The 13,823-nt window shown below is 72.0% G+C and carries 16 protein-coding genes; 4 read left to right on the top strand and 12 right to left on the bottom strand.

Going from position 1 to position 13,823, the window contains the following annotated elements; genetic code table 11:
* Window positions 1–14: 14 nt before the first annotated feature.
* From Cba03nite_RS15890 to Cba03nite_RS40320, 7 genes are read right to left on the bottom strand one after another with little or no spacing between them, the layout of a single operon-like run.
* Window positions 15–800, bottom strand: coding sequence for a CPBP family intramembrane glutamic endopeptidase (locus Cba03nite_RS15890; protein ID WP_203746473.1), 786 nt, complete (start codon window positions 798–800; stop codon window positions 15–17).
* On the bottom strand, window positions 797–1,474 hold the full coding sequence (locus Cba03nite_RS15885; RefSeq protein WP_203746471.1) for a CPBP family intramembrane glutamic endopeptidase: 678 nt from the start codon (window positions 1,472–1,474) through the stop codon (window positions 797–799). The genes Cba03nite_RS15890 and Cba03nite_RS15885 overlap by 4 nt, the downstream gene beginning before the upstream one ends.
* Complete coding sequence (locus Cba03nite_RS15880; RefSeq protein WP_203746469.1) at window positions 1,449–2,801, bottom strand: YcaO-like family protein; 1,353 nt, start codon at window positions 2,799–2,801, stop codon at window positions 1,449–1,451. The genes Cba03nite_RS15885 and Cba03nite_RS15880 overlap by 26 nt, the downstream gene beginning before the upstream one ends.
* Window positions 2,798–3,871, bottom strand: coding sequence for a TOMM precursor leader peptide-binding protein (locus tag Cba03nite_RS15875; protein WP_203746467.1), 1,074 nt, complete (start codon window positions 3,869–3,871; stop codon window positions 2,798–2,800). The genes Cba03nite_RS15880 and Cba03nite_RS15875 overlap by 4 nt, the downstream gene beginning before the upstream one ends.
* Window positions 3,872–3,873: 2 nt before the next feature.
* On the bottom strand, window positions 3,874–4,818 hold the full coding sequence (locus Cba03nite_RS15870; protein ID WP_203746465.1) for a SagB family peptide dehydrogenase: 945 nt from the start codon (window positions 4,816–4,818) through the stop codon (window positions 3,874–3,876).
* Between the two features lie 42 nt (window positions 4,819–4,860).
* Window positions 4,861–4,986 (bottom strand): hypothetical protein, encoded by a 126-nt coding sequence (locus tag Cba03nite_RS40325; RefSeq protein ID WP_275411590.1) that lies wholly within the window; start codon window positions 4,984–4,986, stop codon window positions 4,861–4,863.
* Between the two features lie 38 nt (window positions 4,987–5,024).
* On the bottom strand, window positions 5,025–5,159 hold the full coding sequence (locus Cba03nite_RS40320; protein WP_275411589.1) for a hypothetical protein: 135 nt from the start codon (window positions 5,157–5,159) through the stop codon (window positions 5,025–5,027).
* 224 nt (window positions 5,160–5,383) lie between these two features.
* Here Cba03nite_RS40320 and Cba03nite_RS15865 point away from each other — a divergent pair, with 224 nt between their 5' ends.
* On the top strand, window positions 5,384–6,292 hold the full coding sequence (locus Cba03nite_RS15865; RefSeq protein WP_203746463.1) for a C40 family peptidase: 909 nt from the start codon (window positions 5,384–5,386) through the stop codon (window positions 6,290–6,292).
* A gap of 105 nt (window positions 6,293–6,397) precedes the next feature.
* Here Cba03nite_RS15865 and Cba03nite_RS15860 read toward each other — a convergent pair whose 3' ends face one another.
* Together Cba03nite_RS15860 and Cba03nite_RS15855 are read right to left on the bottom strand one after the other, a co-directional pair.
* Entirely contained in the window at window positions 6,398–9,535 is a 3,138-nt protein-coding gene (locus Cba03nite_RS15860) for a GH92 family glycosyl hydrolase (protein WP_203746461.1), read from the bottom strand.
* A gap of 134 nt (window positions 9,536–9,669) precedes the next feature.
* Window positions 9,670–10,548 (bottom strand): hemerythrin domain-containing protein, encoded by an 879-nt coding sequence (locus tag Cba03nite_RS15855; RefSeq protein WP_203746460.1) that lies wholly within the window; start codon window positions 10,546–10,548, stop codon window positions 9,670–9,672.
* Between the two features lie 236 nt (window positions 10,549–10,784).
* Here Cba03nite_RS15855 and Cba03nite_RS15850 point away from each other — a divergent pair, with 236 nt between their 5' ends.
* Together Cba03nite_RS15850 and Cba03nite_RS15845 are read left to right on the top strand one after the other, a co-directional pair.
* Window positions 10,785–11,312 (top strand): DUF4142 domain-containing protein, encoded by a 528-nt coding sequence (locus Cba03nite_RS15850; RefSeq protein WP_203746459.1) that lies wholly within the window; start codon window positions 10,785–10,787, stop codon window positions 11,310–11,312.
* Window positions 11,313–11,411: 99 nt separating this feature from the next.
* Window positions 11,412–11,558: a hypothetical protein gene (locus Cba03nite_RS15845; protein WP_203746458.1), complete on the top strand. Its 147-nt coding sequence runs from the start codon at window positions 11,412–11,414 to the stop codon at window positions 11,556–11,558.
* A gap of 38 nt (window positions 11,559–11,596) precedes the next feature.
* Here the strand turns inward: Cba03nite_RS15845 and Cba03nite_RS15840 are convergent, their stop codons facing one another.
* Complete coding sequence (locus Cba03nite_RS15840; RefSeq protein ID WP_275411592.1) at window positions 11,597–12,196, bottom strand: mycothiol-dependent nitroreductase Rv2466c family protein; 600 nt, start codon at window positions 12,194–12,196, stop codon at window positions 11,597–11,599.
* A 28-nt stretch (window positions 12,197–12,224) separates the two neighbouring features.
* Window positions 12,225–12,701 (bottom strand): cupin domain-containing protein, encoded by a 477-nt coding sequence (locus Cba03nite_RS15835; protein WP_203746456.1) that lies wholly within the window; start codon window positions 12,699–12,701, stop codon window positions 12,225–12,227.
* Window positions 12,702–12,779: 78 nt separating this feature from the next.
* Between Cba03nite_RS15835 and Cba03nite_RS15830 the strand changes: the two genes are divergently transcribed.
* Window positions 12,780–13,274 (top strand): MarR family winged helix-turn-helix transcriptional regulator, encoded by a 495-nt coding sequence (locus Cba03nite_RS15830; RefSeq protein ID WP_203746455.1) that lies wholly within the window; start codon window positions 12,780–12,782, stop codon window positions 13,272–13,274.
* A gap of 163 nt (window positions 13,275–13,437) precedes the next feature.
* Here Cba03nite_RS15830 and Cba03nite_RS15825 read toward each other — a convergent pair whose 3' ends face one another.
* A complete protein-coding gene (locus Cba03nite_RS15825) occupies window positions 13,438–13,809 on the bottom strand; it encodes a VOC family protein (RefSeq protein ID WP_203746453.1) in 372 nt (123 codons plus the stop codon).
* Between the last annotated feature and the right edge of the window lie 14 nt (window positions 13,810–13,823).

Genomic DNA, 13,823 nt, shown 5'->3' with positions numbered 1-13,823 from the left:
GGTGGTCGGCCTCCTCACCGGGGTACGGCGGCCGGGGCGGGAGCGGCCCGGCGCGCACTGGTCTGGGTGTAGTAACCGGCGAACGAGGCGTGGACCAGGATCGCCGGAAGGACGCTGCCCTCGATCGCCGTCAGCAGCCCGCACACCACGGCGAGCACCACGCTGGACAGCGCGAGCACGGCCGCCTGCAGCGCGGACTCGGTGAGCAGCACCTGCCCGGCGGCGAACACGGCGCCGCTGACCACGACGGCCGCCCACACGGGCGCACCGGCCGCGAGCAGCCCGCCGAGGAACACGCCCCGGAAGAAGAACTCCTCCACCGCGGCGCTGATCGCGGGCACGGCGTAGCGCCAGCCCCGGGGCAGGGCGAGGATCTCCTGCACCCAGCGCACGCCGGTGACCGCGCCGGGCACGTCGACGGTGGGGCGGACGGCGTACAGGACGGACATGGCGAACGCGGTGAGCGCGCTCGCCCCGACGGCGGACAGCACGAGCAGCCCGACCCCCTCGGCGGTGATCGGCCAGGCGAGCAGGTCGAGCAGGTCGAGACCGCCGAAGGCCATGACCGCCGCCGCGGCGGCGATCCCGAGGGCCAGGTAGATCACGGTGCCGAGGATCGGGAAGACGTACCGGCCGGGCAGCCCGGTGCGGCTCGCCACCGCAAGGCGCACCCGCTGCCGCGTCCGCGCCTTCCGGAACGGCAGCCGGTACAGGGCCAGCCACAGCGCGGTCGCCCCGATGGCGACGGCGGCGAAGAGGTAGGCGTCCCAGTTCATCCCGGAGTCCCGTACCAAGCTCACGCGCTCACCCGCCGGGGCAGCGCGGTCAGCACCACTACGTTCTGCACGGCGTGCGCGAGCAGCGGCACCAGGACGTTGCCGCCGCCGAGCAGGAACAGCGCGCCGAAGCCGAGGCCGGTCAGCGTCTTCTGGCCGACCGTGACCGCGCCGAAGTAGAGGTGGTTGAGCCCGTAAACGAGCGCGGTCAGCGCGACGGCGGCCCAGGCGGGCCAGCCAAGCACGCCGTCGAGCAGGTGCAGCCCGACGCCCCGGAACACGACCTCCTCGGCCACGGCGACGCCGAGCGCGGCGAGCACCACCAGGGTGGAGCCGGGCCCGGCGAGCCGGTGCACGGCCAGGCCGGGCAGCCGGCGGTGACGGACCAGCAGCACGACCGCCCCGGCGGCCCACTCCAGGAACGGGGCCAGCACCCCGAAGCCGGCCGCGACGGCGTACCAGCGCCACCCGTCAGGCGACGCGAAGGTCCAGCTCACCGGGGCCAGCGCGGCGGCGAGCCCGGCCATCGCGAGCAGCGCGGCGGCGAACAGCAGCTGCCCGGCGACCGCGGGGTCGAGGCGGCGTACCCGCACGGTCGCGCCGCCGAGCAGCCCGGCCAGGCTGAGCCGGAACGCCTGCGCCGGGAACGCGGTGCACAGCAGCACCAGCACGCTAAGGAAGTGGGTGCGGGTGTTCATCGGTGACTCCGCCGTGCGCGAGCATCCGGGGGTGGGCCTTGGGCGGCAGTCCGGGCAGGCACATGCTCAGCAGCTCGGGGATGAGCACGCGCACCACCTTCCAGTCGGTGCCGGCCAGCTCCGGCGGCGTGATGTCGAGGTAGGTGGCCCACTCGCTGACCCCGGCCACCATCGCGATCAGCGACTCCAGCGTGTCTCCGGCCAGCGCCGGGATCTCGGACATCTTGACCGAGCCGCTGAACCGCCGGTCGACGATGGCGCGCTTGCGCTGCGCGTCCTGCGGCGAGGCGTAGAACAGCACGTTGGAGTCGAGGTCGAGGTAGGGCGAGGTGTTGGTGGCCGCGTGCACGGCGGCGGTGTCGAAGATGGCGCTGTACATGCCCAGCCCGAGGATCGCGGCGCTCTCCATGGCGCCGCGCAGCAGGGCCGCGCGCGGGTCGGCGTCGCCCTGCACCCCGAAGGTGAGCATCGGCAGCACGTCGGCCTTGCGGTCCATGTAGACGCCGATGGTGGGCAGCGGCAGGTCCGGCCGGGTCAGGTAGATCGGCCGCACCCGGTAGTCGGAGTCGGGGCCGAGCCGCATCTGGTCCAGCACCCGCAGCGCGTCCTCGTCGTCGACGACGACCTGCGGCGCGGGGTGCGGGGTGTACCAGTTGAGGATGAACGAGTCGATCTGCACCGCCTCGATCAGCGCGTTGCGCAGCGCGTTCGCCAGGCTGACGTGGGCGGCGGTGCCGGTGGAGAACGACGGGGTGAACAGCCGGTCGCCGTGCTCGGCGGAGGTGGTGAAGCCGAGGAAGAACAGCTGCGCGGGCACCCACAGGTCCTCGCCGGGCCGGGTCAGCGACGGGCACTTCACCCAGGCGATGACGTCGTCCTCGGTGGGCGGCCGGTCGGTGTAGCGGTGCAGCTTGGAGGCGAGCAGCGTCTGCTGGGCCGGGTCGAGGATGCCGAGGTATTCCAGCGGCAGGCACGGCCCCTCCTGGGCCAGCTCGCGCCGCGCGGCGTACCGGAAGTCCTGGTCGAACAGCCGGATGGCGACCATCGCGCCGTACCGCTCGACGCTCTCCCCCATCATCTTGATCATGGCCTCTTCCTGGTAGAGGCCGTATCCACTGAGGTGGTACTGCACCTGCAGGTGCGGGTCGTCCATGATCAGGCGGTGGTAGTGCGGCATGGTCGCGGTCATCGCCCGCATGCGCGGCTCGCCCGGGATGTCGGCCACCGAGACGAAGAAGCCCGGCATCACCCCGGACTGGTTCGCGCCCAGGTGGCGGTAGCGGCGCAGCAGCCGCGGCATCGGCGGGTAGTGCGTCAGCGCGCTCACCGCAGCACCCCGGCGACGATGCGGTCCACGGCCGCCCGGCTGTTGAAGTTGATCTCCTTGACCCGCTGCCGGGACACCTTGCCGCAGGCCGGGCAGGCGGGCATGCGCAGCAGGTCCTGCGCCTGGATCTCGAAGGTGGGCAGGTGCACGCTGAGCACCCGGCCCGACATCCGGGACACCCCGACGGCGGCGTGCAGGTAGCCCTCGGTCACCGCGAGCGTGGTGAGCAGGCTCATCAGCGGCGCGTCGGCCGCGGTCGCGGCGACCTCGCCCAGCGGCGAGCGGGCGAAGTCGTGGTAGGACACGTGGTCTTCGAGGCGGGCCAGCGCCCGCTGCTCGAAGCACTCGAAGCAGCCGGTGTGCGGCGACTTGAGCCCGGCCACGGTGACGAACGGCCCGTCCAGGAACGCGCACACCCAGGGCAGGTCGCGGTTCTCGACGACCCGGTTCAGGTTGCGCAGCAGCGGCAGCGACGGCCGGCGCAGCACCGTCACCAGCGCGGCGTACCCGCTCAGGGCCGGGGTGAGGTCGGCCAGCGCCTGCTCGGTCACCAGGCCGTCGATGCGCGAGGTCAGATCGACGGTCCCGAGCTTGGCGACGAGATCGCCGGCGAGCGGCACCAGCTTCAGGCGCATCCCCTCGGCCAGGTGCGCCGCCTGCGCAGACGCGCCGGGCGAGTCGGTCAGGAAGGCCACCTCCCCGGCGGGCGGGCCCTCGGCGCCCGGGTACGGCGAGGACGTGCGGCCCAGCAGCGCGGCGGTCACCGCGTCCTGGGCGTCGCGGTCGCGCGGCGAGACGAACAGCCCCGCCTGGGCGAGCTGACCGAACAGCTGCTCGATGTTGGCCGACTCGATCGGCAGCAGGCCGGGGTCGAGGTGCTCGGCCAGGCGCACCGGCCCGGCGGCCGCGGCCCGCAGCGCCGCGCGCACGGTGGCGGCCACCGCGGGCGACTCGCCGCTGACGTCGATCACCGCCTCCTCGAAGTTCCACACCCCGGTGCGGATGCGGAACCGCCCGGCGGCGTCCTCGATCAGGCGCGCCGTGGCCGCCAGCAGGTAACCGTCGCTCACCGCTACTCCCCCTGCCCGACCATGGTCACGTGGACGACATGGCTGGTCAGCCCGTCCAGGTCGAGCATCTTCTCGATGGTCTGCTTGTCGTAGCCGCCCTGGTCGGTGCCGGCCAGGCCCAGGGCGGTGCGGGCCAGGTGCAGGTTCTGCAGGATCGCGCCCACCTCGATCAGCCCGAACACGACGCCGCTGTCGCCGTACTTGCGGGAGTTGTGCAGCAGCCGGTAGACGAAGGTCAGCACGAAGCCGGTTCGCGTGACGTCCAGGTCCGGCGAGCGCAGCACGGCCGCCGGGTCCAGGTCCGGGTGCGGCGGCACCGGCGCCAGCGCGTGCGCGTGCGGCAGGAACTCGTACGCCCCCGGCGCGAGCCCGGCCACGTTGAACGCGTGCACGTACAGCGAGATGGGGTAGAGCCCGCCGCCGGACGGCGCGTTGCGCAGCCGGATGACGCCGTGCGGGTCGGCCGGGTTGCCGTAGGGCAGGCTGCCGGAGGTGCCCTGGCCGTGGAACAGCAGCGCGGACAGGTCCGCCATGCTCACCGGCTCGCCGGTGAAGACGCGGGTGCTGCGCCGCTCGGTCACCGCGGCGGTCAGCCCGGTGCGGATCGGCTTCGGGTCGGGCAGCGCGATGGTGCCGCGGTGGTCCTCCTCCAGGTCCGCATGGCACGACGAGAGGACCGCGTCGGGCTCGAAGAACCGGCCGATGCCGAGCTGGAAGCCCATCCGGGTGCTGTCCGTGCGGTAGTTGAGCAGCAGCTCCTCACCCGCGAACGCGTCATCCCCGGCCGCCCAGCGGCCCCGCACCACCGAGTCCGGAGTCCGGACGACCGTGGACGACGAATAGATCGAGACGATCGTGTGCTGCATCGCGAAGCCGCCGACCGCCCGCAGGTAGTCGTGGTCCTTGAGCGCTTCCTCGACTTCTTCCCTGCTGCGGCGATACGGCATGGCTCTCCGATGCGTCAGGCGGGGTGACCGGCGGTTACCGGGTCACCAGGAACAGCAGCTGGAGCAGCAGCAGTTGCCGCCGCCGCAGGTGGTGGAGGCGCCCGGGGCGACGGTGACCATCAGGCCGCCCGTCGCGGTGGTGCCGATCTGGCCGGAGAAGCTGAGCATCTCGGTCCTCCCTACTGGGGTCGGGATGGGTGTGCCGCCTACCACGAGCAGCAGCTGGTGCAGCAGCAGTTGCCGCCGCCGCAGGTGGTGGAGGCGCCGGGCGCGACGGTGACGGTCAGGCCGCCGGTCGCCGTGGTGCCGATCTGGCCGGAGAAGCTGAGCATGCGGGTCACCTCCCCTCTTTGTTTCAGAAATGTTACGAGCCAATCGAATCGATCGATCGGCTGAGGGCACGTTAACATTCACGATTATCACGGTCCAGAGTGGACAGCTCACGGATCGTGTGAATCCACGTGAACTCTGCGCGTGAATGCCGCGCATGCTCCCGGAGGGTGCAGCGGAGAAAACTTTTTGTAGGCTCTGCGCCAAGCGATTCTTTTCTACGAGGGAAGCTGCAATGCGCGAGCAGACGCAACACCTGTCCGTCGCCGTGTCCGTCGCCGGGCTGTGGACGTCCCCGGAGGCCGTGCGCCCGCTCGACGCGCCCCTGCTGGCGGCGCCCTCGCGGCTGCGCGAGTGGGCCGCCGCGCAGGGCCCCGACGAGCGCCGCCAGCTGTGGGGCCGGCTGGAGACCCAGCTGCTGCTCGGCGAGCCGGTGACGGTGCACGAGACCCGCGACGGCTGGGCGCGGGTCACCGCGCCGTGGCAGCCCTCGCGCAAGGACCCGCGCGGCTACCCCGGCTGGGTCCCGCTGGCCCAGCTCGCCGCGCCGGCCCCGGCCACGGCCGACCGGGTGGTCGTCACCGAGCAGGTGGCCGAGCTGCGCGACGCCCCCGGCGGGACGGTGCTGGCCGACGACGTCAGCTTCGCCACGGTGCTGCCCGCGCTCGGGCGCCGCGACGGCCACGTCGAGGTGGGCCTGCCCGGCGGCGGCACCGGGTGGCTGGCCGACAAGCAGGTCACCGCGTACGCGACGGGCGGGTCGCTGCCCACCGCCGAGCAGCTCATCACCGCGGGCCGGCTGTTCCTCGGGCTGATGTACCTGGCCGGCGGCTCGCACGGGCTGACCCTGGACTGCTCCGGGCTGACCCACCTGATCTACCGGCGCTTCGGCCACCCGCTGCCGCGCGACGCCGACGACCAGGCGCTGGTCGGCGAGCACGTCGAGGTGGCCGACCTGGCCCCCGGCGACCTGCCGGTCTTCCAGAACGACGCGACCGGCGACGTCTATCACGTCGGCATCTGCACCGGCACGCCGCAGCAGGCGCTGCACGTCTCCCAGCCGGACTGGGCCTGCCTGGACGGCACGCTGACCGAGACCCGTCAGCGCCACCTGGTCGCCGGCCGCCGCCTCCGGTCGCTCTAGCCTGGCGCCTTTGCTCTGCACACAAATACGCGACACGTCGGCGGTGCGTATTCGTGTGCAGAGCAAAGCGGGGCCGGCTGTCTTGGCCGGCCCCGCGTCAGCTGCTCAGGAGTACACCTCCACCTCGTAGATACGCGCCGCGGCGTCCGTGGTCGAGGTCGGGGCGCTGATGTTGAGGCGCACGTAGCGCGCGCTCGCGGAGATCGGGTGCGTGGTGGTGCTCGCCGTGTTGCCGGTGATGGTGGCGACCGTGGTCCAGCTCGTGCCGTTGGCGGACACCTGGAGCGTGAAGTCGCGGGTGTTCCAGGCGGTGTTCTCGCCGCCCGCCCCGGCGTGGCGCACCGTGACCGAGCTGATCGGCAAGCTCGTGCCCAGGTCGACCTGCCACCACTTGCTCGCGCCCAGCGAGCACCACTTGTCGGTGGTGCCGCCGGTCCAGCTGCCGTTGACCGCCTTCGCCGGGCTCTCGTTCGCGTTGCAGGACGAGTCGGCGGTGGCCGCCTTGCCGACCGCGGCGTTGACCGGGCCGGCGGTGCCGCCGTACGCCTCGAACTCGTAGATCCGGGCGGCGGTGTTGCCGTCGTTGGCCGGGGTGGTGATGTTCAGCCGCAGGTAGCGGGCCGTCGCCGCGGCGATCGGGTGGTAGGTGCGGCTGGTGCGGTTGCCCGAGACCGACGCGCGCGTGATCCAGGTGCTGCCGTCGGTGCTGGTCTGGATGTTGAACGCGCCGGTGTTCCAGCCGCTGGACTCCCCGCCCAGCGCCGCGTGCTTGACCACGAACGAGGTGACGTTCTGGTTGCCGCCGAGGTCGACCTGGAGGAACTTGGTCGCCGCGCTGGTGCAGAACTTGCTGTTGTTGGACAGCGAGCCGTCGACGGCCTTGTCCGCCGACTCGGCCGTGCCGCAGGCGGCCGACCCGGTCGCCGCCTTGCCCGCGGCCAGGTTGGTGCCGAGGTTCGGCGCGGCGGCGGGCGCGGTCCAGCCGTCGTTGTACGACGGTGGCACGTCCGCCGCGCCGGTGCCCCACGAGCTGGGGCTCGACCCCATCGTGTAGCTCAGCGTCGCCCCGGCCGCGAGGTCCGGGTAGCGCAGCCAGTTGCGGCTGGTCGCGGTGCCGTTGCGGGCGAACGACTGCACGTACTGGGCGGACGGGCCCGCGCCGGTGGCGTTGATCTGGATGTTGCCCGCCGCGCGCTGGATCAGGATCGACGGGAACAGCGGCCCGTGCAGCGCCAGCACGTCCGCGCCCGGGGTGGGCGGGTACATGCCCAGCGCCGCCCAGACGTACCAGGCGCTGGTGGCGCCCAGGTCGTCGTTGCCGGGCAGGCCGCCCGAGCCGCTGGTGAACGACTCGTTCATCACCCGGCGCACCGCCGCGCTGGTGCCCGCGGGCTTCTGCGCGTAGTGGTAGGCCCACGGCACGCCGTGCTCGGGCTCGTTGCCGATGTAGAAGTAGGGCTGGGTCAGGCCGCCGTTGAGCTGCGTGAAGTGGTGGTCCAGCCGCTGCGCCGCCGTCTGCGGGCCGCCCATCAGCGCGATCAGGCTCGCGAAGTTGTAGGTGACCATCCAGGTGTACTGCGAGGCGTTGCCCTCGATGTAGCCGGAGCTGCTCGCCGGGACCAGCGGCCAGGTCCAGCTGTTGTCGGCGTTGCGCCGGTGGATGTACTGCGACTCGGGGCTGAACACGTTCGCCCACCACTGCGCCCGCTGCATGTAGGTGCTGTACTTCGCCGAGTCCCCCAGCGCCTGCGCGAACTGCGCCACGGCGAAGTCGGACGCCGAGTACTCCAGCGAGTCGGACGGGTCCTCGTCGATGAAGTGCTGGCTGACGTACTCGCCCTGGCGGCCGCGGATGGCGCTGCCCTGAGCGGTGCCGCCGTTCGAGCTGGCGTGCATCAGGGCCAGCGCGGCGGCGGTGTCGAACGAGCGCGCGCCGAACGCGTACAGGCTGGCGACCACGATCGGGCCCGGGTCGCCGGACATGATGAAGTCCTCCTGGTTCTGCTGCGACCACTTGGGCAGCAGGCCGCCCTGCTGGCCGTCGAGCACCATGGACTTCGCGATGTCGCTCGCCTCGGCGGGCGCGATCAGCGCGACCAGCGAGGCCCACGAGCGGTAGATGTCCCAGCCGGAGTAGTTCTGGTACACCGGGTGCGGCGCGGTGTGCACCGCGTTGTCGAAGCCGCGGTACTGCCCGTTGACGTCGCTGGCGATGTTCGGGTTCTGCAGCACGTGGTAGAGCGCCGTGTAGAACTTCTGCAGGTCGGTGGCGCTGCCGCCGGTGGCCTGCACCCGGTTCAGGATGCTGTTCCAGGCGCTGTTCGCCGCGTTGCGTACGCCGGTGAAGTCCCAGCCGGGATTCTCCGCGGTCAGATTGGCCTGCGCGTTTGCCACGCTCACGAACGAGATCGCCGTCTTGACCTGCACCACCGCGTTGGAGCTGGTGTCGAAGGTCAGGTAGCCGCCGGTGTTGACCCCGCTGGTGCCGGTCGACCCGGCCGAGATCGTGCCGCCGTTCCAGGTGCCGACCCCGGTCGGGCTGCGATCGAAGAGCATCGCGAAGTAGATCTGGTAGGTCTTCGACGAGCCGCAGAAGCCGCCCGCGGTGACCTGGCCGGTGACGTTGGCGCCGCTGATGGAGATCGAGCCGCTGCGGCTGCCGGTCGCGCTGCGGCTCGTGTTGATGAGCACCCGGGCGCTGGTGGTGGCCGGGTAGGTCAACCGCAGCTGCCCGGTGCGGGTGGTCGCGGTCAGCTCCGCGACGGTGTTGCCGTACGTCGACAGCACCGCCTTGTAGTAGCCCGCCTGCGCCACCTCACTGCCCTTGACCTGCGTGGCCTGGTAGTTGGTCCAGGCCGTGCCGGGTGAGCTGCCCAGCGCGCCGGTGATCGGCAGGATGCCGAGGTCCTCGTTGTTCGAGCAGCCCGCCCCGTTGAAGTGGGTGAGGCTGAACTCCTGGATCTGCGTGTCGGCGTAGCGGTAGCCCGACGGCGAGGCGGTCGGCGTGTCCGGGCTGAACTGCACCATGCCGAACGGCAGCACCGGGCCGGGGACCGTGCTGCCGCCGGCGCCGCCGGGCACCGGGTTGGGCGAGTTGCTGTCGTCGGTGCCGATGAACGGGTTGACGTGCGGGGTGAGGTTGAGGTCGGCCGCGTGCGCGGGAGCGGCGAGGCCCACGGCGACCGCCGCGGTGACGAGGCCGACGGCGGTGAGCAGCGCGAGCGAGCGTCGGGGACGGGACATGCCTGTTCTCCTCGGGGGACGGAGACAACGTTGTCAGAAACAGACAAGCCTCTTTACTTAAGAATGTCAATGACTTGGCGTGGGCACGAAGAGGGGCCGCGCCCGCCGGGCACGGCCCCTCTGTGCTGCGCCGGTCAGGACGCGCCGCCGCCGGCGCTGCGCAGCGCGTCACGCACCCGGTCGGCGATACGCAGCGGCTCGGCCGAGCGCATGTCACCGGGCGGCACGATCCGGTCCGCCGCGCGTGCCGCCGCCGCCAGGCCCATCAGCTGGTCCGGCGGCACGTTCTCGCGCAGCCAGCCGAACTCCTCGGCCTCCTCCAGCTCGGCGTGCTCGGTGACGTCGTCGCGCAGCACCGCGAACCGCTCCGCGAAGCGCGGGTCGTCGACGCCCATGTCCCACAGCTCGGCGAGCTCCTGGGTGGCCCGCTGCTCCTCGTCGAGCCGGGCCGCGATCACCTCGTCGCCGTCGGGCAGCCGCCGCTGCGCCAGCGGGTGCACGAGCTGCTGCTCGATGCTCTCGTGGATGACCAGGAGGCGGCACAGCTGCGCCCAGATCTCCTGCCGGTGCTCGCCGCGCAGCCGGCCCATCTCGCCGAACATCATCTTGATCTGGTCGTGGTGGGACAGCAGCAGGTCGATGACGTCCTCGCCGGTCTCCGGGATCGATTCCGCGCGCGGCTGCGCCGTACCGCTGACGCTCTTGGCCGGGCGCGCGGCCGTACCGGACCCGGCGGCGGTCGTGCCGCTGATGGTGCTCTTCTTCGCGGTGGCGCCGGGCTCGGCGGCGATCTTGCGCGACGCGGTCCCCGTGGCGCCGCTCTGCTCCGAGCGCAGCGTCTTCACGGCCGTCTTGACCAGCTCCTCCTTGCGCATGCCCGAGACGCCGGTGACGCCGTGCTCGGTCAGCCAGCCGCGTAGCTGGACGGCGCTCATCGCGGCGATGTCCTGCTCGGTCGCGACGGCGATGCCGCCCGTCGCACCCGTCCGGCGGCCCTTGTTCTGCTCGGTCATCGTTCCCCCTTTGCTGTGACCTCCCGGTCCAGGTTTCCCCACCCGGCGCGGCCGGGCACCCGAAACCGGCAGTTACCGCGAAGTAGGTGAAATTTCGTGGTCGCCGCGCGACACGCGAATGCCGCGGGGCGATCGGGGGTAACACACCTGCCGCAGGCGGCGCGTGCCGGCCGGTTTCGCGGCGCGGCCGCCACCTGGGCCCGAGGAGGCGCATGATGGCGGACAAGCACCGGAACATGAGCGCACTGCGCGCACTGGCGGGGGCGCTGGCGGCGCTGCTCGCGCTCGCCTGGGCCGCGCCCGCCGCGGCGGCCCCGTCCCCGCGCGACGTGTCGTACCTGATCGCCACCCATCAGGGCAATCTCTACGCGATCGCCGCGGGCAAGCTGGCCGCCCAGCGCGGCACCAACGAGGACGTACGCCGCCTCGGCCAGACCTTCGTGGACGACCACACCCGCCTCGACGCCGAGCTGAGAACGCTGGCGCAGCAGCTCAAGGTGCCCCTGACCGACCAGCTCGACGGCCCGGAGCAGGACCAGCTGAAGGTGCTGGCGGCCGCGCCGGCCGGGGACGCGTTCGACCAGCTGTGGATCACCAAGCAGATCGAGCAGCAGGGACAGCTCTACAACGGCATCGACCTGGAGCTGAACTACGGCTACGACGAGCGGGTCAAGAACCTGGCGCGCGACGCCGACGACGTGATCCTGGCCCACATCGGCGAGCTGAACACCGTCGACCGCGAGGTCTCCGCCCCGGCCGGCTGACAGCTGCCCGCCGGTGTGTCATCCCGCCCCGGCGGCCGTACAGGTCTCTAATCGAATCGTCATCACTGTTCACTGACCGTGAAAGTGCAGGGCCGTACCGTGAGCGAACCGCAGCACGCCGGAACCGGCGACCCGTCGTTCCTCGACGACGAGGAGCTGGAGGACTTCGTCGCCTCCGCCGACGACACCATCGACCTCAGCCGCACCCCCGACTACGAGCCCTTCGACGACGACGAGGACTACTGACAGGAACGGGCGCCCTCTGGCGAGGGCGCCCGTCGCTGTCAGTCGGTCTGGGGGCGGGGGCGGTTGCCGCGCTTGAGTTCGTAGAAGCCGGGGGTGCCGGAGACGAGCAGGACGCCGTCCCAGAGGCGGCCGGCCGCCTCGCCTCGGGGCACGGGGGTGACGACGGGGCCGAAGAAGGCGTTGACGGTGCCGTCCGGGCCGGGGATGTGGATGGCCGGGGTGCCGAGGTCCTCGCCGACGGGGCGCAGGCCCGCCTCGTGGCTCTCGCGCAGCGCCTCGTCGTGGTCGGCGACGTCGGCGGCGCCCGCCAGGTCCGTGGGCAGGCCGAGGGCGGCCAGGGCGGCGGTGTACAGGCCGGGGCCGATCGGGGTCTTCTCGCCGTGGATGCGGTCGCCGAGCGCGGTGTAGAGGTCGCGCACCACCTCGTCGCCGAACTTCTGCCGCACGGCGGTGACCACCCGGACCGGGCCGAGGGTGTCGGCCAGCCAGCCGCGATACCAGGCGTCGACCTCGCGGTCGCGGTTGAGCAGCCACAGGCTCATCACGTGGAAGCGGACCCGCACGTCGCGCACCCGCTCCACCTCCAGCAACCAGCGGGAGGTGTTCCAGGCCCAGGGGCACTTCGGGTCGAACCACATGTCGGCGTACGTCGTCACAGGGGCTCCTTCAGGCACGGTACTGATCATGGCGGGCGAACAGGTCGGTCCACTCCTCCTCGGACAGCTGCCGTCCGGTGGCGGAGATCTCGGCCAGCTCGCGGAAGTAGGTCTCGCGCGGGATGCCGGGTGCGAACAGGATGAGCATCGACGCCTCGGCGTCGCTCTCGTTGCCGAAGCCGTGCACGCCGCCCTCGGGCACGTGCAGGAAGTCCCCGGGCCGCCCGTCGATCCAGCGCGCGCCGTCGTAGAGGCGCACGGTGCCGGACACGACGTAGAACGACTCGGAGAAGGTGCGGTGGAAGTGCGCCGACGCCCCGCCCGCGCGGGCCGGCATGCGCCACTCGTAGAGCCCGAACCGGCCCCGGGTGGCGCTGCCCGGGGCGAGGAAGCGGCCGACCGAGCCGGAGCTCATCACCGCCTGCTCCACCTCGCCGGACCGGTGCAGCTCCCCGCTGACCTCGCCGAACTCGGCTGTGTACGTCATGGCCCCGCTCCCCTCACCGACAACTAGCTTACTGATAACTTACCACTACGCTAGTTTTCGTCAAGGTATCATGCCGCCATGGCCAACGACGGCGTGGACGCGATCATCGAACAGTGGCGCGAGCAGCGCCCCGACCTCGACGACCTGCTGCCGATGGAGGTGTTCGGCCGCGTCTACCGCGTCGCCGCCGCCATCGGCGACCGCATGGAGGCCGCCTACCAGCGGCTCGGAATCGGACGCGGCGAGTTCGACGTGCTGGCCACGCTGCGGCGCTCCGGGGAGCCGTACAACCTCTCGCCCAAGCAGCTGTCGGACACGCTGATGCTGACCACGGGCGGCATGACCGGGCGGCTGGACAAGCTGGAGCGGGCCGGGCTGATCGCGCGCACCCCCGATCCGGCCGACCGCCGCTCGCTGCGCGCCCAGCTCACCCCCGCCGGGCGGGAGCTGATCGACCGGGCCGTCGCCGTCGGCCTCCAGGTCCAGCGCGAGGCGCTCAGCCGCCTCTCCCCCGCCGACGCCCGCCACCTCGCCGACCTCCTCCGCACCCTCGCCGCAGCGGTCACCCGCTGACCCCGCTCACCGCTTGCGGCCCGACCCGTGGCCTGCGTCCCGTGGCCCCTTGATCATCCGACTTGCCTGGCAGATGGGCGAAAGCCGCGTCAAGATACGCCCGCCTGCCAGGCAAGTCGGATGATCAAGGCACCGCACGGCACGGCACCGCACGACAGGGCGGTCAGTGGCGGACGAGGCAGAAGGGGTGGCCGGCGGGGTCGGCGTAGACGCGCCAGCCGTGGGAGCCCGCGTCGAGGAGGGTGGCCCCGGCCGCGAGCACCTCCGTTTCCGCGGCGTCCAGATCGGGTACGCCGAAGTCGAGGTGGAACTGCTGCGGGTGCGCCGGGTCCGGCCAGCGCGGCGCGCGGTGGTCCGCGACCCGCTGGAACGCGAGCACCAGGCCGGACGGCGTGTGCAGCGTCGACCAGTCCGCGTCCAGCGACCAGCGCCGGTCCGGCCGGTCCACCTCGCCGCCCAGCAGCCGCCGGTAGAACTCGGCGAGTCCCTTCGGCTCGGGGCAGTCCAGCACGACACACTGCAGTTCGGCTCGCATGCGGCGATCGTAGG

Source organism: Catellatospora bangladeshensis (assembly GCF_016862575.1).
In the GTDB taxonomy this organism is placed as follows: domain Bacteria; phylum Actinomycetota; class Actinomycetes; order Mycobacteriales; family Micromonosporaceae; genus Catellatospora; species Catellatospora bangladeshensis.
This window is presented reverse-complemented; position numbering and strand designations above follow the sequence as displayed.